The sequence below is a fragment of the Micromonospora sp. NPDC023966 genome, from assembly GCF_040639095.1.
In the GTDB taxonomy this organism is placed as follows: domain Bacteria; phylum Actinomycetota; class Actinomycetes; order Mycobacteriales; family Micromonosporaceae; genus Micromonospora.
Map to the genome: position 1 here is coordinate 38,991 of NZ_JBEZZJ010000036.1, position 20,459 is coordinate 59,449.

Annotated in this window: 13 protein-coding genes; 4 read left to right on the top strand and 9 right to left on the bottom strand. The window is 71.9% G+C overall.

Annotation, left to right across the window (positions count from 1 at the left end; translation table 11 throughout):
• Positions 1–12 precede the first annotated feature (12 nt).
• Positions 13–1,698, bottom strand: coding sequence for a glycosyl hydrolase family 28-related protein (locus tag AB0F68_RS29620; protein WP_357344166.1), 1,686 nt, complete (start codon positions 1,696–1,698; stop codon positions 13–15).
• 366 nt (positions 1,699–2,064) lie between these two features.
• On the opposite strand from AB0F68_RS29620, the gene AB0F68_RS29625 reads away from it, so the two are divergent.
• The 3 genes from AB0F68_RS29625 (at position 2,065) to AB0F68_RS29635 (ending at position 8,902) form a co-directional block, all read left to right on the top strand.
• The gene (locus tag AB0F68_RS29625; protein WP_357344168.1) at positions 2,065–5,814 is read left to right on the top strand and encodes a glycoside hydrolase family 2 TIM barrel-domain containing protein; all 3,750 of its coding nucleotides are present in this window, start codon (positions 2,065–2,067) and stop codon (positions 5,812–5,814) included.
• A gap of 24 nt (positions 5,815–5,838) precedes the next feature.
• Positions 5,839–7,482: a hypothetical protein gene (locus tag AB0F68_RS29630; RefSeq protein WP_357344170.1), complete on the top strand. Its 1,644-nt coding sequence runs from the start codon at positions 5,839–5,841 to the stop codon at positions 7,480–7,482.
• A 223-nt stretch (positions 7,483–7,705) separates the two neighbouring features.
• Positions 7,706–8,902 carry a D-alanyl-D-alanine carboxypeptidase gene (locus tag AB0F68_RS29635; protein ID WP_357344171.1) on the top strand — a complete coding sequence of 399 codons (1,197 nt, stop codon included), beginning with the start codon at positions 7,706–7,708 and terminating at the stop codon, positions 8,900–8,902.
• Positions 8,903–9,268: 366 nt separating this feature from the next.
• Here AB0F68_RS29635 and AB0F68_RS29640 read toward each other — a convergent pair whose 3' ends face one another.
• The 8 genes from AB0F68_RS29640 to AB0F68_RS29675 all read right to left on the bottom strand — a co-directional run bounded on the left by AB0F68_RS29640 (position 9,269) and on the right by AB0F68_RS29675 (position 18,711).
• On the bottom strand, positions 9,269–10,744 hold the full coding sequence (locus tag AB0F68_RS29640; protein WP_357344173.1) for a mannitol dehydrogenase family protein: 1,476 nt from the start codon (positions 10,742–10,744) through the stop codon (positions 9,269–9,271).
• A complete protein-coding gene (locus AB0F68_RS29645) occupies positions 10,741–12,261 on the bottom strand; it encodes an altronate dehydratase family protein (RefSeq protein WP_357344174.1) in 1,521 nt (506 codons plus the stop codon). Before AB0F68_RS29645 ends, AB0F68_RS29640 begins: the two co-directional genes overlap by 4 nt.
• A gap of 22 nt (positions 12,262–12,283) precedes the next feature.
• Entirely contained in the window at positions 12,284–13,492 is a 1,209-nt protein-coding gene (gene manD, locus AB0F68_RS29650) for a D-mannonate dehydratase ManD (RefSeq protein ID WP_357344176.1), read from the bottom strand.
• Positions 13,489–14,367: an ABC transporter permease gene (locus AB0F68_RS29655; protein ID WP_357344178.1), complete on the bottom strand. Its 879-nt coding sequence runs from the start codon at positions 14,365–14,367 to the stop codon at positions 13,489–13,491. The genes manD and AB0F68_RS29655 overlap by 4 nt, the downstream gene beginning before the upstream one ends.
• On the bottom strand, positions 14,367–15,296 hold the full coding sequence (locus AB0F68_RS29660) for an ABC transporter permease (protein WP_357344180.1): 930 nt from the start codon (positions 15,294–15,296) through the stop codon (positions 14,367–14,369). The genes AB0F68_RS29655 and AB0F68_RS29660 overlap by 1 nt, the downstream gene beginning before the upstream one ends.
• Positions 15,293–16,390 carry an ABC transporter ATP-binding protein gene (locus AB0F68_RS29665; protein ID WP_357344182.1) on the bottom strand — a complete coding sequence of 366 codons (1,098 nt, stop codon included), beginning with the start codon at positions 16,388–16,390 and terminating at the stop codon, positions 15,293–15,295. The genes AB0F68_RS29660 and AB0F68_RS29665 overlap by 4 nt, the downstream gene beginning before the upstream one ends.
• A gap of 41 nt (positions 16,391–16,431) precedes the next feature.
• Positions 16,432–17,655 carry an extracellular solute-binding protein gene (locus AB0F68_RS29670; protein ID WP_357344184.1) on the bottom strand — a complete coding sequence of 408 codons (1,224 nt, stop codon included), beginning with the start codon at positions 17,653–17,655 and terminating at the stop codon, positions 16,432–16,434.
• A gap of 66 nt (positions 17,656–17,721) precedes the next feature.
• Positions 17,722–18,711 carry a LacI family DNA-binding transcriptional regulator gene (locus tag AB0F68_RS29675; protein WP_357344186.1) on the bottom strand — a complete coding sequence of 330 codons (990 nt, stop codon included), beginning with the start codon at positions 18,709–18,711 and terminating at the stop codon, positions 17,722–17,724.
• Between the two features lie 180 nt (positions 18,712–18,891).
• On the opposite strand from AB0F68_RS29675, the gene uxaC reads away from it, so the two are divergent.
• Positions 18,892–20,313, top strand: a complete 1,422-nt coding sequence (gene uxaC / locus AB0F68_RS29680) for a glucuronate isomerase (RefSeq protein WP_357344189.1) — start codon at positions 18,892–18,894, stop codon at positions 20,311–20,313.
• Positions 20,314–20,459 lie beyond the last annotated feature (146 nt).

The following is a 20,459-nucleotide window of genomic DNA, read 5'->3' on the forward strand; positions in this document are numbered from 1 at the left end:
TCCTCCTGAGGGCTAGGGCCGTCCGCGCTGGGCGAGATAGAGGTCCGCAACGGACGGCGCCGATCCGTGGTCGGCGAGCAGGGATTCCAGGTCGCCGGAGAAGTCGCGGGTCAGGCCGCTGCTGGTGTCTCCGACGCCCTGCACGCCGACGGTTGCGCTGCGCGGCGCCACGTCGGCGATCGTGATCGCATACGACCGGTCGTTGGTGATGCGGACGTTCCAGTGCGCCATGCGGGCGCCGAAGAGGGGCCCCGACGCCGCGGATCCCCCGACCCGTCCGTTGTTCTCCACCGTGATGTTGGTCCGGACGTTCTCGAAGGGCAGCGCCCGGTGGGTGTCGAACGTCCCCTCGGCCATGCGCCCGCCGCGGTAGACGTTGCCGGCCGAGAGCCCCTCCAGGTTGAGGCCGTGGTGGATCGCCCCGGAGACGACCGGGACGGTGAACCGCTCGATCTCGAAGTCCTCCACCAGGTTGTCGTTCGACTGCATCCGGCAGGCAAAGCTGTGGTGAGCGGCCCGCCCGCCGACGGTGACCCCGGTGATGGTGATCGACTTGGCAGTGGTGAGCCCGAAGCCGAGATCGCAGTTCTCCACGCGGACGTCCCGCACCCAGCAGTCGTGGACCGCCTGGAAGCACACCCCGTTGGAGCCCGGGTGCCGGTTGTGCGCGGTCTGCGGGATGAGCTCGTTCCGGATCGTGAGGTCCTCGACGCCGGCGTCCGTCACGGTCGGCCCGATCCCGCGCAGCCGGGCCGGCCAGCCGGGCCGGAGGTCGTACTTGAGGGGCTGCGCCAGCCGGACCACCCGGTCGCCGAGCACCGCCTCCACCCGCACCGGCCACTGCAGGGTCGCGTACTGCACGTACTGCCCGCCGGATCCGGTGACGAGCTGGGGTGCGCCGCGGGGCCAGTCGTAGTCGCGGGTGCCGGGCACGTCGCCGGCGAGGTGCCGCAGCAGGCTCGCGTCCGGTGGGTTCTGGCACTCCAGCACGACCATGTCGCCGGGGGTCAGCCGGCCGGTGCCGGACACCACCAGGGTCCGCTGGCCCCGGGAGGCGCTGCCGACCTCGGCGAGCACGTCACCGAGCAGCCACCCCTCGGTCCCCGCGTAGTCCTCGGCCTCGCTGCGGGCGCGGCGCTCGGGCGAGACGAACCAGATCTGCCCGCCGGTCCAGGACCAGCGGCTGTTGCCGTTGGACTGGCGGTTCGGCCGGTAGCCGTCGTCGAGGGTATGCGAGAAGTGCAGCACGGTGGCGTCCCGACCGGCCCCGCGCAGCACCACGCCCGACCAGTGCATCCAGACCGGCCCGGAGAGCGTCCAGGTCCCCGGCGGCACCAGCACCACTCCCCCGCCCTGCTCGCCCGCGTGGCGTACGGCGGCGTTGAACGCCGCGGCGCAGTCCGTCCCGTCCGGCCGGGCGCCGAAGTCGGTGACCTTCGTGGTGACCGGCGGTCGCGGCGGCCGCCGGCCGAGCCGGTAGCCGGCCGTCGACACGTCCGGCAGCAACGGATGGCTGCCCGGCGCCTCCCGCCACTGCCGTAGGAGCTCCGCGGCGGCGTCGCCCGGCGGGGCGAGGCCGTCCGGCGCCGCCGCCCACGCCGGTCCAGCAGCGCCGGCGAGCGTCGTGGCGGCGGTGGCGGCCGCCCCCAGGCCGAACAGTCCGCGTCGGGTGATGGCGGGATCCGTCATAGGCGGCATGGCCTCTCCTCCGAACCTTCGTCGGGGACCGCGCGGACCTGAAACCGTTTGCGGTCCGACGTTCACGACACCAAACACTTGGCCGCCGGTCAATGCGTGACCAGCCTGAAACTTGTTTCAGTCCTGATCGCCGTCGCCGGCGATCCTTGCCGGGTGCAAGCGTGAAGCCGCCGGTCGGGCGACCGAGCGAGCCGATCGCTGCGGCGCGTGAAACTTGTTTCATCCCCCCGGATGCATTGACGGGCGCCCGCACCCTTTGTTGCCATCAGGTAACCGCAAACGGTTTCAGAACTGCGGCACGCGGAGCGCAGGCACCTGACCGATGCGCGAGACCGCCCGGTCCGTCGAACCCGCGAGGACGCTGCCATGAGGATCCGGCTCCCCAGACCGATCGTCGCCTGCCTGTCCGCCTGCACCGCCGCGCTGGCGTTCGTGCTGGTCGCACCCCCCGCCGGCGTCGGCGCGGCCGAACCGTCCCTCCGGTTCACCGCGCCGACCGGCCGGCAGCTCAGCGGCACCGTGGACCTTGAGGTCGACGCTCCGCCAGGGACGACCGCCGTGCGGTTCTACCTGGACGACGTGCAGCTGTCCGAGCTGACCGACGTCTACGCCAGACAGACGAAGACCGCGCCGATCTGGGCCACCGCGACCGATGCCACCTGGTTCCAGGACGGCGCCCACGACCTGCGGGCCGAGGCCGACACCCCGTCGGGCACCCGCAGCGTGACCAAGCGGGTCGTGACCGTCTCCCCGCCGCCCGGTCCCGGCATCCAGGGCCTCAACGGCGGATGGCGGTTCGCCACCGCCGCCGATCTGCCCGACGGCGCTCTGGACGGGGCCGTCCCGCCGGCAGTCCGGCCCGAGCAGGAGGCCGGCGACTGGCCGCTCATCGCCGTGCCCGACTCGATCGGGGCGGTGCGGGCCGAGTGGAACGACGACAGCGGCGTGGTCGGGGTCTATCGCCGGACGGTCGACCTCGACGCACCCGAGCCGGGCGAGCAGACCGCGCTGGTCTTCGAATCCTGCTTCTGGACCTGCCGGTACTTCGTCAACGGCGTGGACGTCGGCACCAGCACCGGCGGATATCTGCCCACCCGGCTCGACGTGACCGGGGCGGTGCGGGCCGGTACGAACACGATCGCCGTCGTGGTCGACAACCGGGTCTCCACCATGGGCGAGTACGCCCGCCCGGTCCAGGGCCTGTACTGGAACTGGGGCGGCCTGCTCCAGGAGGTACGCCTCGAGCGCACCCCCGCCGTCGCGCTGACCGAGACCCGGGCCGAGGGCACCGCCGCCGGCCGGCTGACCGTACGCCCGACCGGGGTGAACGCGACGGGCTCGCCGCAGCAGGTGGCGGCGATGCTGACGCTCGACGGGCCCGACGGCCGGCGCGTGCTCGGCCCGACGCCGGTGAGCACCACGCTGCCCGCCGGCGGCGGCGCGGCGACGCCGATCGCGCTCGACGTTCCGATTCCCGCGCTCTGGGACCTGGACCACCCGAACCTGTACACCGTGCGCCTCCGCCCGCTCGGCGACGCCGCCTGGCGGGAACTCGTCGAGCAGACCGGCTTCCGCACCGTCTCCGTCGACGGCCTCGACCTGCTGCTCAACGGCAAGCCGATCCAGGACCTGCCCGGGTTCAACCGGCACGCCGACTACCCGGGGCTGGGCCGTACCCAGCCGGACGGGCTGGCCGACCGCGAGATCAAGCAACTGCACGACAAGGGCTTCCGCCTCTTCCGGCCCGCGCACTACCCCACCACCCCGGCCGAACTGCGCGCCGCCGACCGGTACGGCCTGCTGGTCATCGAGGAGATCAACAACATCAGTTCGCAACCGGGCAGCTTCCTCGGCCGGCCCGACGTGCAGGAGTTCGGCAAGCGGACGCTGGGCCGGATGATCGACCGCGACCGCAGCCATCCCAGCCTCTTCGCCTGGTCGGTCGGGAACGAAAACGCCACCGAGACCGACGGCGCGGTCGACTACGTGCGCAACGTCATCGCCCACGGGCGCAGCCTCGACCCGACCCGGCTCTACACCCAGGTCTCCCACCGGCACACCAGCGACCGGGCGTACCCCTACCAGGACTTCTTCGCCACCAACTACTACGCCGGCTGGTACTCCACCCTGGAGAGCCTGACCTCGCACCTCGACGCCCTGCAGAAGATGACCGGCCAGCCCATCCTGCTCAGCGAGTACGGCGCGGAGGCCGTCCACCAGCGCCCCGGAGTGGGCCGCGGGACCGAGTACTACCAGGCCTTCCTGGTCGACGAGCACAACCGGTTGCTGAACAACCGCCCGCACCTCATCGGCAAGATGTACTGGACCTCCACCGAGTTCTGGTGCACCCCGACCTGGGGTTCCGGGCAGAACCCGGAGCCCGTCCCGCCCTTCCACACCAAGGGGCTCGACACCTTCTACCGCGAACACAAGCTCGGCTGGCGGGTGATGTTCTCGCCGGTGCGCATCGCGCGGGCCAGCGTCCTCGCGGCACCGCTGGACCGGCCCGCGGCGCTGCGCCAGCGGGTGACCGTCGTGGACGCCCTCGGCCACGGCGGCCGGGGGACGGTGGTGGTCGAACCACCACCCGGTTTCACCGCCGAGCCGGTGCCGTTCGCGGTGCCCGCCGGCGGCGAAACCACCGTCGACGTCACGCTCACTGGCACGCTCACCGCCGACCACGTCTCCTCGACCGGGTTCGTGCGGGCCGTCGTCGACGCCGACACCGAGGCCCTGCCGGTGCCTTTCACCGTGCGCAGCAACGACAGCGTGACCAGCCCGGCCGCTGACGACTTCACCTCCGGCACCCTGGACCCCGGCTGGCAGATCGTCCGCCCGGACGACTCCGGCTGGAGCCTGCGGGACCGGCCCGGCGCGCTGCGGCTGTCGACGCTGCGCGGCGGCGAGACGGGAGCCGGCGGCGACGGGCGGAACCTGTTCGTGCGTACCGACACTCCGCAGTCCGACTTCACCGCCACTGTCACCGTCGAGGCACCCGACCTCTCCGCCGACTTCCAGCAGGTCGGGTTCTACGCGTACGTCGACGACGACACCTACGTGAAGGCGGATCTCGGCTGGGTCGACGGGCGCCGGGCGCTGGAGTTCCTCAGCGAGTCGGGCGGGAAGATCGGCACCCGGTCGTCCGTGCCGTACGACGGACGGTCGGCGCGGCTTCGCCTAGTACGCCGGGGCGCCGACGTCACCGCGGAGTACTCCGGCGACGGCGAGTACTGGTATCCCCTCGGCACCGCGAGCCTCGCCGGATCGCCGAAGGTGGCGGTGCAGGCGGTCGGCGGCAACACCAACCCACCGGTCGTCCCCACGTACGTCGACGACCTGACCGTCCTGGCCTCCGGGCACGTTTCCGTGCAGGGCCTGGCCGTCCCAGGCCAGCCGCTGTTCACCGGCGAGGCAGGCCAGACCCTGGTCACCGTCGCCAACGGCACGGACCGTCCGGTGCCGGTCGACGCGCGGCTGGCCGTACCGGAGGGCTGGACCTCGGGGTCGACGGCGCGCGAGGTGCCGGCGTTCGGCGCGGTGAGCATTCCCGTTTCCGTGACGCCGCCGTCGTCGCCGCAGGTGGCGACGCTCGCCGCGGTGGTGACGGCGACCGGCGCGCCACTGTACGGCCGGCCGGAGGCGCCCGTGGTGACCGCGCCGCGCGGTGACCGTGTGCCCTTCGCGCTTGACGCCGGTACGGCCACCAGCCCGCTGCTGCCGACCTACCGCCGGTTGTCGCCCGCCGAGGGTTGGGACGCGGCCCGGGGGTACGGCTGGGTCGGGACCGCGCCGCAGTCCCGCGACCGGGGCGGCCCGGACAACCTGCGCCGCGACATCGTGACCGGGCAGACGCCCGCGACGCTGCGGCTCGCCGTGCCGGCCGGTACGCACCAGGTCGCCCTCCTGGTGGGCGACGCCGGCTTCGCCGCCGACGCGATGACCGTCTCCAGCGGCGGCCGCGCCCTCGCGCATCTGGCGACGCCGTCGCCGACCGGGCAGTTCACCTGGCTGACGTTCCCGGTCGACGGAGGTGCGGACGGCCGCACCGTCGACCTCGACTTCACCGCCGACAACGCCGGCCAGTACTGGCGGTTCGCCGCGCTCACCCTGTCCTGAATCCGAACCTGAGAGGCGTACCTGATGAGAAGACATCCGGCCCGCGGCGCCGCCGCGGTCGTGGCCCTGGCCGTGCTCGCCTGCCCCGGCGTGAGCGCCGCGGCGACCGCCGACCCGGCGGAGTCCCACGCGTCCGTACGTCTCGACCCGCGGCCGATGGTGGGCGGCGGGTCCGTCCCCGCGCACTTCGTCGGGTTCAGCGTCGAGTGGTCGCTGATCGAGCGGTACATGGGCCCGAGCGCCCGGCCCGCCTTCGTCAACCTGCTGCGCAACCTCGACACGGGCATGCTGCGCATCGGCGGCTCGTCGCAGGACGTCGTGCGGTTCGACCCGACCGCGGCGAACGCCAACGACGTGATCACGCCGGAGGACCTCGCCGACATCCGGGCGACCCTCGACGCGGCCAACGGCGACGGCGGCGACACCCCGCGCTGGGCGGTGACCCTCGGCACCGCCATGGCGCCGGCCACCGCCGGGCGGCCCTGGCGCGGCCCGGAGCACGCCAAGGCCTTCGTCACGCAAGGGGTCCAGCCGGCATTCGCCGGTGCCGACAACTACGTCGCCGCCGTGTCGCTCGGCAACGAGCCGGACCTCTCCTACGGCTACGACCTCCAGGAGTACCTGAACGACTTCGCCGCCTACTCGGGCGCGGACGTCACCGGGCCGTACCCGCTCGTCACGCCGAACACCAGTGAGCCCATCTCGCCCTGGCGGAGTATCGCCGACGGCAGCGTGGAGACCCGCTTCTTCGGCGACTGGCCGGCCATCCTCGACGCCACCGCCGGACCGACGAAAGCGAAGGCCGGCACGTTCGGCCCGTGGGCCGCCGACCACTTCTACCCGCTGGCCCGGACCTGCGCCTCCGACCCGTACCGCTGCCCGACCATCCCGGAGCTGCTCTCCGACGAGCGGCTGGACAACTTCGACTACCAGGTCTACACGCACGCCGACGAGGCGGCCCGCCACGGCCTCGCCTACCGGGTCGAGGAACTGAACACCGCCGCCGGACGCGGCGCCCACGGCGTCAGCGACGTCGCGGCCAGCGCGCTCTGGGCGCTCGACGCGATGTTCAACGCGGCCTGCCCTCAGCCGCCGCACGCCCCGTCGGTCAACGCCGAATGCGGCACCGGCGCGGTCGGGGTGAACTTCCACAACGCCGAGGTACGGGCCTTCTTCCACCCCGAGGAAGGCAACGGCTACTACAACGCGATCAACTTCGACCCCTCACCGGCCATGGGATCGCCGGCCCCTGCGCCGGAGTATTACGCGCTGCTGCTGTTCTCCCGGTTCGCACAGGGCACCACCGGGCTCCGGCCGGTGCCCGTGACGGTCAACGCCGCGCAGGGCGGGCAGGTCAAGGCCTGGCGCGTCGACGGCGCGGCGTCCGAGCGGCGGCTGTTCCTGATCAACAAGGGTGACCAGCCGGCGTCGGTCGACGTGGCAGCGCCCGGCGCGACGTACGAACTCGACCGGATGACCCCGGAGGACCCGACCGGCGCGGGCCGCACCCTCGACGCGCCGGCCGTACGCATCGACGGTCGGACCGTGTCGGCGGACGGCGCCTGGCCCGGCTTCGAGCCGACGGTGGGCACGATCGAGGCGGGGCACGCCCGGATCACGCTGGGCGCTGGTGAGGCGGTCGTCCTCACGATGCACGGCCACGCCTGAGGCGGCACACGCACCCGGTGAGCGTGGTCCGGCATCCAGGATCACGATCACCGGGTGCGCCGCATAAGATCTCTGTTCGCGATGGGCTGCGGCAACCGCATGCCGCAGCGGTCAGTGCTGCGCAATGGCCGTCCGGCGCCCGTTCGAGGGGGATTGGGTTTCGTTGTCGGTCTACCATTCGGCGTCCTCGCTTCCGAACCGGTCTCGGCCACGCCGACGGCTGGTGGTCATCCCGCTGGCTGTCCTGCTGGCCGCGCTGGCGGCGCTGGCCGGCGTCCAGCTCACCCGGAAGCCGCCGCCCGCCGCGCTGCAGCTTTCGGTGCCGGCCGCACTGTCCATCCCCGGACAGGTCACCGGCGTGCCCTGGCCGCGGCAGGGCCAGGCGCAGCTGGATGTGGTGGGGCTCGGCACGCTGGGGCGGTCCGGCGGACACGCGTCGGTCCCCATCGGCAGTGTCGCGAAGGTGATGACGGCCTACGTGGTGCTCACCGGCCATCCGCTCGAGGTCGGCCAGCCCGGCCCGGCCATCACCGTCACCGCCGCGGACGTGGCCGACTACCGTTCCCGCATCCCGAGCGCGCAGTCACTGGTGCAGGTCGCCGCCGGCGAGCGGCTCACCGAGCGGCAGGCGTTGCAGGCCCTGATGCTGCCGTCGGCCAACAACGTGGCCGCGATGTTGGGCAAGTGGGACGCCGGCAGTGTCGACGCCTTCGTGGCGAAGATGAATTCCACCGCCGCGCGCCTGGGACTGGCCGACACCCACTACACCGATCCCAGCGGGTTCGAGCCCACCACGGTCAGCAGCGCGGCGGACCAGACGATGCTCGCCGAGAAGGCGCTCAAGCTGCCCGCCTTCGCCGAGATCGTCGCGCAGCGGAAAGCGACCCTGCCGGTCGCCGGCACCGTCCGCAACTACAACGACCTGCTGGGCACCGACGGAGTGTTCGGGATCAAGACCGGATCCACCGACGAGGCCGGCGGAAACCTGGTCTTCGCCGCCCGTCTCGCCGTCGCCGGCCGGACCCTCACCATCGTGGGCGCGGTACTGGGCCAGCCCGGCAAGGACACCCCGGAGCAGCTCGTGGCCGTCAACGCCGTCACCCGCAAGCTGCTCGCCGCGGCCAAGCGGCTCGTGCGGGCGTACGAGGTGCTGCCCGCGGCCGACGTGGGCGAGGTCCGGGCCGCGTGGGGCGGATCGGTCCCGGTACGGACCGCCAGCCCGGTGAAGGTCGTCGGCTGGCCGGGGCTGCGGGTCACGGTCGCCGTTGAGCGGACAGCGCCCGGATCGCAGGTCCGCGCCGGTCAGCACCTTGGCACGGTGACCGCCCGTACCGGCCTCGGTGCCGTGACGACCGACCTGCGCGCCGAGGCGGACATCGCGGGACCGTCCTGGTCGTGGCGGCTGACCCGTACGTCTTGACATCCTCCACCGCCATGAATGGCGGGGATTCCCTCCGCGCTGCGCGCGGAACGCGCAACACCCGGGCGGGTTCCTGCTTCACCGCGGCCAGCCGGGACAAGTCCTGGCCTTACGTCCGCTCCACAGGCGTTTACCGTCTCCGCAAGCCCTGCGGCGACAATGCCACGCTGTGTCGGTCGTGACGCTTCGGAGCTTCCGGAACTACCCTTCGCCCCGCACATGGGCACCTTATCACCGTCTACATAGGTCAGGTCAACGGCACGGCTCGGGCCTTGGCGGCCCTCACCGCGCGGGCCTTCACCCCCGCCCTGAAGGGCGGAGCGCTGGCCCGCACCTCGGTAGCGCCACCGCTGGCCGAACCGGGGCTCACCGGTTCACGGTGAGCCGCCCGACGTGTTCGGTCAGCGCCGCTCGGAAGCCGTCGTGCTCGGGAAGGTCCGCGCCGAAGATCTCCTCGACGCGGAGCAGCGAGTCGACCAGCCGCCCCGGGTTGCCCGCGCCGGCGGCGCGGGCGGCCAGTAGCCGGTCCGCCAGCGGGTCGTCGAGGGGCAACTCCCGGCCGCGCACGTCCCGCCCCTGCGCCACGTACGCCATCCAGGCCGCGACCGCGAGCGCCGCCTGCCGCGGCACGGCCCCGGCGGCCAGGCGGTCCCGGACGGTGCCGAGCAGCCGGACCGGCAGCTTCTGCGACCCGTCCATGGCCACCTGGACCGTCCGGTGCCGCAATGCCGGGTTGGCGAACCGCTCCAGCACCTGCCGCCGGTAGTCGGCCAGGTCCAGGCCGTCCGGCACGCGCAGGGTCGGTGCCACGTCCTCGACCATCAGTGCCTCGGCGGCGACGGCGAGCTCGTCGTCGGCGAGCGCGGCCGCGATCGTGTCGTGGCCGCGCAGGGCGCCCAGGTACGCGAGCAGCGAGTGGGTGGCGTTGAGCATGCGCAGCTTGACCGACTCCCACGCGGCGACGTCGTCGGTGAGCACCGCGCCGGCGCGGTCCCAGGCGGGCCGGTCGGCGGCGAAGTCGTCCTCGATCACCCACTGGCGGAACGGCTCGGCCACCACGACGCCCCGGTCCTCCAGCCCGAGCGCCGCTCGGACCTCGGCGCGGTCGTCGTCGGTGGTGGCCGGCACGATGCGGTCGACCATGCAGGACGGGAAGCGCACCGACGCGGCGATCCAGTCGGCGAGCGGGCTCGCCTCGGCCGCCGGCAGCGCGTCCAGGAAGTCGTGCACCAGCCCGCGCAGGACCTCGCCGTTGCCGACCAGGTTGTCGCAGGAGAGCACGGTGACCGGCCCGGCGGCCCCGGCAGCCCGGCGCTGCAGCCCACGGACGAGCTGCCCGACGACGGTCCGCGGCGGCCGTCCCGTGAGGTCGGCGGCCACCTCCGGATCCGACCGGTCCAGCCGGCCGGTGCCGTCGCGGCGATAGCCCTTCTCGGTCACGGTGAGCGTGACGAGGTGTACGGCGGGATCAGCGATCCGGTCGACGACCGCCGCCGGGTCGCCCGCCCCGTGCAGCACCTCGCGGACGCTGCCGACGACGCGTAGCGCGGCGGCGCCGGAGCCACGCTCGAGCACCGAGTAGAGGCCGTCCTGCGGCGTCAGCTGGTCGCGTACGGACGCCGAGCGCTGGGTGACCCCGGCGATGCCCCAGTCGTCGCGGCCGGCCGCCGCCGCGGCGAGCTCGGTGAAGACGGCCTGGTGCGCGCGGTGGAAGGCTCCGATCCCGAGGTGCACGATGCCGACCCGCAGCGCGCGCGGGTCCACCGCTGGTGGGGTGAACGCCCCGCCCCGTCCGAGCCGGTCCAGCGTGTCGAGGCGCAGCCGGGGCGCGGCGTCGCTCACAGCACGGCTCCCAACTGCCACGGGACGATCTCCTCGCCGCCGAGGCCCAACTCCTCGCTCGCGCTGCGACGGCCCGACGCCACGTCCAGCAGCAGGTCGTAGACCCGCCGGCCCATTTCCTCGACGGAGATGCCCTGCTCGACGACCGGTGAGCAGTCCAGGTCGATGTCGTCGGCCATCCGGCTGGCCAGTTCGGCGTTCGTGCCGAGCTTGACGGTCGGGACCGGGCGGCTGCCGAAGACCGAGCCGCGCCCGGTGGTGAAGCAGATGAGGTTCGCCCCGCCGGCGACCATCCCGGTCACCGAGACGGGGTCGTAGCCGGGGGTGTCCATGAAGACCAGCCCGGGCCGCGGGATCGGCTCCGCGTACCGGCAGACCGCGGCGAGTGGGCTGCGCCCGGCCTTCGCCACCGCGCCCAGCGACTTCTCCAGGATGGTGGTGATGCCACCGGCCTTGTTGCCCGGCGACGGGTTGGCGTCCATCGTGGTGCCCTGCCGCCCGGTGTACTCCTCCCACCACCGGATCCGCTCGAGCAGCGCCTCGGCCGTCTCCGGGCTCGTCGCCCGTGCGGCCAGCAGGTGCTCGGCGCCGTAGATCTCCGGCGTCTCGCCGAGCACGGACGTCGCGCCGGCCGCGACCAGGAGGTCCGAGGCCACGCCGAGGGCGGGATTAGCGGTCAGCCCGGACCAGCCGTCGGACCCGCCGCACTGCAGGCCCAGCACGAGTTCCTCGACCCCCACCTCGGTGCGCGTCGCGCCGGCGAGGTCCCGCATCATGCCCCGGACCAGCTCGACGCCGCGGGCCACCGCGGCGGAGGTGCCACCCAGCTCCTGGATGGTGTACGACGACACCGGCACGTGCTCGGCCACGCCGAGGTCGGCCATGAGCCCGGCCACCGCGTTCACCTCGCAGCCGAGCCCCACCACGACCAGGCCCCCGATGTTCGGGTTGCGGGCGTAACCGGCGAGGGTACGGCGCAGCAGATCCCACCCTTCGCCCTCGGCGGCCATGCCGCACCCGGTGCCGTGGGTCAGCGCGACGACGCCGTCGACCCCGTCCAGTCCTTCCGCGTCGTCCTCGGTGACCCGGGCGATCTTCCGGGCGACGGTGGCGGAGCAGTTGACGGTGGTCAGGACGCCCACGTAGTTGCGGGTGGCGACCCGACCGTCCGGGCGGCGGTAGCCCTGGAACGTGCGCCGCAGGTCGGCGGGGAGCTGCGGGACCGGCCTGCCTTCCCCATCGGCCAGGCGGGCGGCCGCATCCTCCGGCATCCCGAGGTTGTGCACGTGCACGTGCTCGCCCGCGCGGATGTCCACCAGCGCCCGCCCGATCACCTGGCCGTACTTGCGTAACGGCGAGCCGGCGGCGAGGTCACGCAGGGCGACCTTGTGCCCGGCGGACACGTCGTCGCACAGGGCCGTGGCCGTCACCCCCGGCAGCGCCAGCGGCTCCCCCGCGTTCATGGGCGTCGTGGCCACCGCGACGTCGTCGCTCTCGTACAGGACAACCAGACTCATGCCGATTCCTCGCTTCGCACCCTCACCACGGGTGCACCGTGCCGTCCTCCAGCCGGTTGACCGGCAGGTACGCGGGCGAGTACGGATACCGGGCGGCCGCCTCCTCGTCGATGTCCACGCCGAGGCCGGGCACCTCCGCCGGGTGCAGGTAGCCGTCGTCGAAGTGGTAGCCGTGCGGGAAGACCTCGTCGGTCTGCTCCGTGTGCCGCATGTACTCCTGCAGCCCGAAGTTGGGGATCGCGATGTCGAGGTGCAGGGCCGCGGCCATGCACACGGGGGACAGATCGGTCGCCCCGTGCGAGCCGCTGCGCACGTGGTGCAGGGCCGCGAAGTCGAAGATGCGCCGCAGGTGGGTGAGGCCGCCCGCGTGCACCACCGTGGTGCGGATGTAGTCGATCAACTGCTCACGGATCAGCTGGGCGGCATCCCAGACGGTGTTGAACACCTCCCCCACCGCGACCGGGGTGGTGGTGTGCTGGCGGATGAGCCGGAAACCCTCCTGGAAGTCGGCGGGGACCGGGTCCTCCATCCAGGTCAGCGCGTACGGCTCCAGGCTGCGGCCGAGTCGCGCCGCCTCGATCGGAGTCAGACGGTGGTGCACGTCGTGCAGCAGCCGCAGGTCAGGTCCGAACTCGTCGCGGACCCGGGCGAAGACGGTGGGCACGTGCGCCAGGTACCGCTCGGTCGACCAGGTGGCCTCACTGGGCAGCGCCGCATCGGCCGGCTCGTAGAAGAGCTTGTCGCGGCTGACGCCGTAGGTCTTGGCCAGGCCGGGCACCCCGCACTGCACCCGCACCGCGCGGTAGCCGAGGTCGGCGAAACGGGCCACCTCGACGACGACGTCTTCCACGGTTTCGCCGTTGGCGTGCCCGTACACCGTCACACCGTCGCGGGACCGCCCGCCGAGCAGCTGGTATACCGGCAGGCCGGCCACCTTGCCCTTGATGTCCCACAGCGCGGTGTCCACCGCTGCGATCGCGCTCATCGTCACCGGGCCGCGCCGCCAGTACGCGCCCTGGTACAGGTACTGCCAGGTGTCCTCGATCCGCGCCGGATCACGGCCGATCAGCAGCGGCACGACGTGGTCGCGCAGGTACGACGCGACAGCCAGTTCCCGACCGTTGAGGGTGGCGTCACCGACGCCGGTGATCCCCTCGTCGGTGACGATCTTCAGCGTGACGAAGTTGCGTCCCGGGCAGGTCACGATGACCCGGGCGTCGGTGATCCTCACGGTTCCGGCTCCTCCTTGACCCGGGCGACGAGCTGGGTCGGGTTGACGTACCGGAGGGCGATCACGAGCAGCACCAGCATCATCGCGGTGTACATGACCGCCATCGCGTCCACCGACTGCTGCGCCCGGATGCCGGCCGCGGACATCGAGTAGTAGAGCGCGACGACGAGGGTCTGCGAGTCCGGGCCGGCGGTGAGGAAGGTGAGCTCGAACATGCCGACGGTCCGGACCAGGACGAGGATCGCCGACGCCAGCATCCCGGGCAGCAGCAGGGGCGCCAGCACGTGCCGGAAGACCGACCACATGCCGGCCCCGCACATCCGGGCCGCACTCTCGATCCGCGGGTCGATCTGCTCGATAAACGGCGTCATCGTCAGAATCACGAACGGCACCGACGGGACGAGGTTCGCCAGCACGACGCCGGAGAGGTGGCCGGCGAACCCGAACTTGTAGAGCACGGTCGCCAGCGGGATGCCGTAGGTGATCGGCGGCATCAGGATCGGGAGCAGGAAGACCAGGTAGATGGCCCGCTTCCCGGGGAAGTCACGGCGCGCCAGCACGTACGCCGCCGGGACGCCGATCACCAGCGACAGCCCCACGACGAGCAGGGACACCTCCAGGGTCACCTTGATCACCTGGAACAGCGCGAACTCGGTCCACGCCTCGCCGTACCACTTGGTGGTGTAGCCGTCCGGCAGCCAGGTGTTGAACCAGCGCTGGCCGAACGAGCTGACCAGCACGGACCCGACGATCCCCAGCAGGTTGAGGAAGAAGAAGATGACCGCGCCCCAGACCAGCCAGGCGGCGGGACGGGCGACGATCCGCCGCCGGGGCCGCACGTCGGGGGCCGCGGTTGCCGCGGTGGTGGTGACCATCAGCCCTTACCTCCCGTGGATCCGGTGTAGAAGCGGGTGCGGGCGAACAGCACCACCGAGATGACCACCAGCTCGATGAGTCCCATGACCATCGCGATCGCCGACGCGTAGGGGTAGTCGTACTGCTCGTAGGCCGCCTGGTAGGCGGCGATGGAGATGACCCGGGTCTCCCCCGCCGGGTTGCCGACCAGGACCGCCGACGGGAACACGCTGAACGCGAGCACGAACGTCAGGCAGAACGTGGTGGCCAGCCCGGGCATCAGCAGCGGCAGGGTGATCATCCGGAACCGCTGCCACCAGCCGGCGCCGAGGGTCGCCGCGGCGCGCTCGAGCGTCGGGTCGATGCCGGAGAGGTACGACAGGACGAGCAGGAACGCGAACGGGAACCCGGTGATGACCAGGGAGAAGAAGACGCCCCAGTAGTTGTGGACGAGCCGAACCGGTTCGTCGGTGAGGTGCACCGCGGTCAGCGCCCGGTTGAACCACCCGGTCGGGCCGAGGAAGTTCAGCAGACCCTGTGCGGTGAGCACGGTGCCGAGGGTGATGGGCACGACCAGCAGGATCGTGACCAGCCGCTTGCCGCGGAACCGCCCCCGCATCCGGTAGGCGATGGGCACCGAGGCGGCCACGTTGAGCAGTGCGGCGGGCAGCGACAGGCCGAGCGTGGTCCAGATCGTCCCGCGTTGGTACGCGTCGTTGAAGAAGCGCGCATAGTCGCTGAACGGGCCGCCCTCCACCGGCTGGAACGACAGGCCCAGCCCGTAGAAGAACGGGTAGAGGAACAGCAGCACGACGAAGAGCAGCGCCGGCGTCAGCAGCCACAGGTGCCGGTCGACGCCGCGTTCGGCGAGGCGGTGCTGCCAGTGGGCCCGCGTGCGCTGCGGCGGCCCCGCGGACTCCGCGACGGGGGTGGAGGTCGTGACACTCATCCGACCAGCCCTGGTTCCTCGACCGCGGCCGCCGCCGCTTCGGCGGGCGCCGTCGCGCCGGCCGGATCCGCGGGGAAGACGAGCAGCCGCTGGGGGTCGATGCTCAGCGTCACCCGGTCACCGGGCGCGACCCGCTGGTCGGTACGCAGGTGGACCCGGAGGCCGGTGGCGGTCGCCGCCTCGGCCGCCAGTTCCCGCCCCTGGTACTCCACGACCTCGATCTCGGCCGGCACCGCGTTGGTCGTCGCGCCGGCCCGGTCGACCCGGACGTCTTCGGGGCGCACCGCGACCATCACCTCGTCGCCCGGCGCCGCCGGCCCGACCGGGTCGCCGACGAGCCGGACACCGTCCAGCTCGACGGCTACCGTTGCGTCGGCCGCCTCCCGTACCCGCATCGTCCAGAGGTTGCGGTAGCCCATGAAGTCGGCGACGTGCCAGTTGGCGGGGCGGGTGTGCAGCTCCTGCGGGGTCCCGATCTGCTGCACCCGGCCGGCCCGCAGCACGACGAGGCGGTCGGCGAGCGAGAGCGCCTCCTCCTGGTCGTGCGTCACGTAGACCGTGGTGAGCCCCAGCGACTGGTGCAGCCGGCGGATCTCGGTACGCATCTCGAGGCGCAGCTTGGCGTCCAGGTTGCTCAGCGGCTCGTCCATCAGCACGAGCGACGGCTCCAGGACCACGGCGCGGGCGATGGCCACCCGCTGCTGCTGCCCGCCGGAGAGCTGGCCAGGCAGCTTGTCCGCGTGCTCCTCGAGGCGTACCAGGCGGACCGCCTCCTCGGTGCGGCGGCGGATCTCGTCCTTCGGCAGCCGCTGCATGCGCAGCCCGAACGCGATGTTTGCGCGGACCGACATGTGCGGGAACAGTGCGTAGTTCTGGAACACCATCCCGAAGCCGCGGCGCTCGGGCGGCAGCGTGTCGATCCGCCGGTCGTCCTGCCAGATGCTGCCCCCGGTCAGGGGCAGCAGCCCGGCGAGGCAGTTCAACGCGGTGGATTTGCCGCAGCCCGAGGGACCGAGGAGGGCGACGAACTCGCCCGCCTCGATCGTCAGGTCGAGGTCGCGCAACGCGTCATGGTCACCGAAGCGACGCGACACGCCCTCGAGTCGGAGTCGGGAGAAGGCTTTTGTGCCGATGGTCATCCCTGCTTGACCTTTCCGCTGCCGACCTCCCGGTCCCACCGGTCGAACGCCGCCACCAGCGCCTTGGCGTCCAGCGGCACCTCGGTCGGGTTGTTCGCGATGAGCGACTCGTACTCCGGCCGGCCGTAGTCCCGGATGGCGTCCTGGCTCTTCTGCGGCGCGTCCGACAGCTGGACGCCCTGCACGGCCGGGCCAGGGTAGAAGTAGCCGTCGTCGTAGGCCTTGGCCTGCTGCTGCGGGGTCAGCATGAACGCCAGCAGGGCCAGCACCGCGGCCTGGGTGTCGCTCGACACGCCCTTGGGGATCACCGCGTAATGCGCGTCGGTCACCCAGTGGAAGCCCTTCAGGGAGGTGACCTTGGCTTCCTTCGGCACGGTGCCGAGCACGCGGGGGTTGATGTCCCAGCCGGTGGTTGAGGCGATGATGTGCGCCGACCCGTTGGCCAGGTTCTTCATCGTCTCGCTCGTGCCCGACGGGTAGTAGTCGACGTACTGGTTGAGCTCCTTCAGGTAAGCCCAGGTCTTGTCCCACCCGTTCACCGGGTCCTTCGGGTCCTTGTCGCCGAGGACGTAGGGCAGCCCCATCAGGAAGGTGCGTCCGGGACCGGAGTTCGACGGTCGGGCGTACTGGACCTTCTTGGGGTGGGCCTTGGCGTAGGCGAGGAGTTCTTCCGCGCTGGTCGGCGGGGTGGACACGGTCGCCGGCAGGTATTCCAGCAGCGGGCCGGACGGGTAGTAGGTGACCGTCACGCCCGCGTTGCCGGCAAGCTTCTGCATCGCGGCGGCCGGCGCGAGGTAGTTGTTCATGCCGGTCAACCGGCTCTGGAACTTGGGCAGGACGTCGAGCCAGAGACCCTGGTCGATGCCGGCCGAGAGCCCGTCCACGCCGGTGAGCACCAGGCCGATGTCCACCCGGTTGGCGTTCTGCTGGGCCTTGATCTTGCCGGCCAGCTCTGGGGCGGGCGACTTGGAGTAGGTGACCCGGGAGATGACGTCCGGGTTCTTCTTGACGAACTCGTCGATCATCCCCTGGGTCAGCTGCAGGTTGCCCGCGACGTCGAGGACGTTCAGCGCCACGGCCTTCTTCGGCTTGTCGGGGACCTCGCCGTTGCTGTCGCCGCCGGCCCCGCCCGAGTTGTTGTCCGGGGCGCCGCACGCGGCGGTGACGGTCAGCAGGGACGATGCTGCGGCGATGAGGGCGCTCCGCCGGGTGATACCCATGAAATATCCCCTCTTTCGGTCGTCAGTCACGGTGGTGGTGGGTGGGACGGCCTGCCGGCCGGGATGTCAGGCGGTCGGTGCGACCCCGGTCGAGCCGCGGACCAGCAGCTGGGTGGTCAGTTCTCGGCGCACGTTGCGTGCGTCGTCGGGCCGCTCCAGGAGCGACAGCAGCAGGTCGACGGCGGCACGGCCGGCCTGCTCCTTGGTGAGCGAGACGGTGGTGAGCGTGGGTGACGACATCGACGACATCTGGATGTCGTCGATTCCGACCACGCTGATGTCGTGCGGTACGTGCACGCCACGGGCCTGGAGCCGGCCCAGCAGGCCCAGTGCCATGAGGTCGTTGTAGGCGATGACCGAGGTGACGCCGGAGGCGATGATGAGATCCGCCGCGGCGACCCCGCCCTCGAACTGGGGCGGGAAGTGGCCGACCACGAGCAGTTCCATGCCGGCCGCGTCCGTCGCGGCGCGCAGGCCCCGCATCCGGTCGCGGTTGGACCAGGAGGTACGCGGCCCACCCACCCAGGCCACCCGGCGGTGACCGAGCGCCTGCAGGTGCGCGACGGCCTGCCGCATGCCGTCCGCGTTGTCGAAGACGACGGACGGAACCCGCCCGAAGCGCCGGTTGACCATGACCAGGGTGGTGGTCGCGGCGAGCGTGCGGATGTCCTCCTCACGCGCGCGGGGCGAGCAGAGGATGAGCCCGTCGACCTGCTTGGCGAGGACCCGGACCAGTTCGCTCTCGACGGTCGGGTCCTCGTCGGCGTCGGCCAGGAGGACGGCGTAGTCCGCCTCCCGGGCCCTGGCCTGCACGCCCTTCACCACGGTGGGGAAGAACGGATTGGCCAGGTCCGGCACGATCAGCCCCAGGTTGCCGGTGCGCCCGGTGATGAGTCCTCGCGCGGCCCGGTTGGGTTCGTAGCCCAACCGCTGGGCCACGCGCAGCACCCGTTCCCGGGTAACCGGGCTGACCAGCCCGGGCATCGACAGCGCCCGGGACACGGTGGACGGCGAGACGCCGGCCTCGCGGGCCACCTCACGGATCGTCGCGCGCAACGGTTCACCTCCTCGGTCGCGGAACCGTTACGTCGGAAGTCTGAAACCGATTGCAGAACTCTGTCAATACTCTCCCGCACGAATGTCTCTGGGCTCGTGAAACCGCGGCCTTGTGGCGCAAGCCGGTCGATGCAATCCTTTGCAGGGCCAGTTCCAATCGAAGCCGCAGAGGAGACGTTGGTGGCACAACTGCGTCTGCACCCCGACCGCGCCCTACCGGCCGGCGACGGCATCCGGGCCGTCGCCCGTCGCATCTACCACTCCACGCGGGAGCTGCCGCTGCTCTGCATGCACGGGCACGTGGACGCCGCCGTCCTCGCCGACGACGAGCGGTTCTCCGACCCGGCTCACCTGCTGGTCGTGCCGGACCACTACGTGACCCGAATGCTCGTCTCGCAGGGCGTCACACTCGACCAACTCGGCGTCCCCCGCCTCGACGGGACAACGGTCGAGACCGACCCCCGCGCCATCTGGCGGCTCTTCTGCGCCCACTGGCACCTGTTTCAGGGCACGCCCAGCCGCTACTGGCTGGAACACGAGATCACCGAGGTGCTCAAGCTCGACCTCGCCCCCGGGCCCGACACCGCGGACGAACTCTACGACCTCATCGACGCGCGACTGTCCGAGCCGGGCTTCCGGCCACGTACCCTGCTCGACGCCTTCAACATCGAGTTGATGGCCACCACGGACTCCGCCACCTCGCCCCTGCACGACCACTCCCGGCTCCGCGACGCGGGGCTGGGTGAACGCGTCGTGCCCACCTTCCGGCCGGACGCACTGACCCATGTCGGCCACCCCGGCTGGACGGGCCAGCTCGAGCGGCTCCAGGAGTTGAGCGGGATGGACACCGGCGACTACGACGGCTATCTGGCCGCCCTGCTCGCGCGACGCGCGGCATTCGTGGCGGCGGGCGCCCGCGCCACCGACCACGGGCACGTCAGCGCCGCCGCCGAGCCGCTGAGCCCGGCCGAGGCCCGGCGGATCTACGCCGACGCGCGCAACGGCGCCGTGACCCCCGAGGCGTCCTCGGCGTTCACCGGGCACATGCTCTACGAGATGGCCCGAATGTCGTGCGACGACGGGCTCGTCATGCAGATCCACCCGGGCGTGCTCCGCGACTACGACCCCGACATCCACGCCGCCTTCGGCTCCGACCGGGGTTTCGACATCCCGATCGCGGCCGAGTTCACCCGAGCCCTCCGGCCGCTGCTCACCGCCTTCGGTCGCGATCCGAACTTCCGGGTCATCCTCTTCACCGTCGACGAGACCGTCTACTCACGGGAGCTCGCCCCGCTCGCCGGGGTCTACCCCGCGGTACGCCTCGGCGCGCCGTGGTGGTTCCTGGACAGCCCCGACGGGATGCGCCGCTTCCGCGAACTGGTGACCGAGACGGCCGGCTTCTACAACACCAGCGGCTTCGTCGACGACACCCGGGCGTTCCTGTCCATCCCGGCCCGGCACGACCTCGCCCGGCGCATCGACGCCGGCTACCTGGCCCGCCTCGTGGTGGAACACCGGCTGACCGAGGACGAGGCGACCGAGACGGCTGCCAACCTGGCCTACCGCCTGCCCCAGGAGGCGTACGCGCGTCGCAGCGGCTGAACCCGACGACAACCCGCTGCGACGCCGCCGTGGTAGACGCCAGCGGCACGCGCACTTCGCGGAAGTCGAATGCCGCCCGGTCGTTTCTCCTCCTTCGGGACACCGGCAGGTACGGGCGTCCTCGTCGCCGTTACGGCTGGTACAAC

Excerpts from the sequence above, each read along its gene's own strand:
- AB0F68_RS29655 (WP_357344178.1), bottom strand. The coding sequence starts at position 14,367 with ATGGTCACCACCACCGCGGCAACCGCGGCCCCCGACGTGCGGCCCCGG.
- AB0F68_RS29620 (WP_357344166.1), bottom strand. The coding sequence starts at position 1,698 with ATGCCGCCTATGACGGATCCCGCCATCACCCGACGCGGACTGTTCGGC.
- AB0F68_RS29645 (WP_357344174.1), bottom strand. The coding sequence starts at position 12,261 with ATGAGTCTGGTTGTCCTGTACGAGAGCGACGACGTCGCGGTGGCCACG.
- AB0F68_RS29670 (WP_357344184.1), bottom strand. The coding sequence starts at position 17,655 with ATGGGTATCACCCGGCGGAGCGCCCTCATCGCCGCAGCATCGTCCCTG.
- AB0F68_RS29630 (WP_357344170.1), top strand. The coding sequence starts at position 5,839 with ATGAGAAGACATCCGGCCCGCGGCGCCGCCGCGGTCGTGGCCCTGGCC.
- AB0F68_RS29625 (WP_357344168.1), top strand. The coding sequence starts at position 2,065 with ATGAGGATCCGGCTCCCCAGACCGATCGTCGCCTGCCTGTCCGCCTGC.
- AB0F68_RS29660 (WP_357344180.1), bottom strand. The coding sequence starts at position 15,296 with ATGAGTGTCACGACCTCCACCCCCGTCGCGGAGTCCGCGGGGCCGCCG.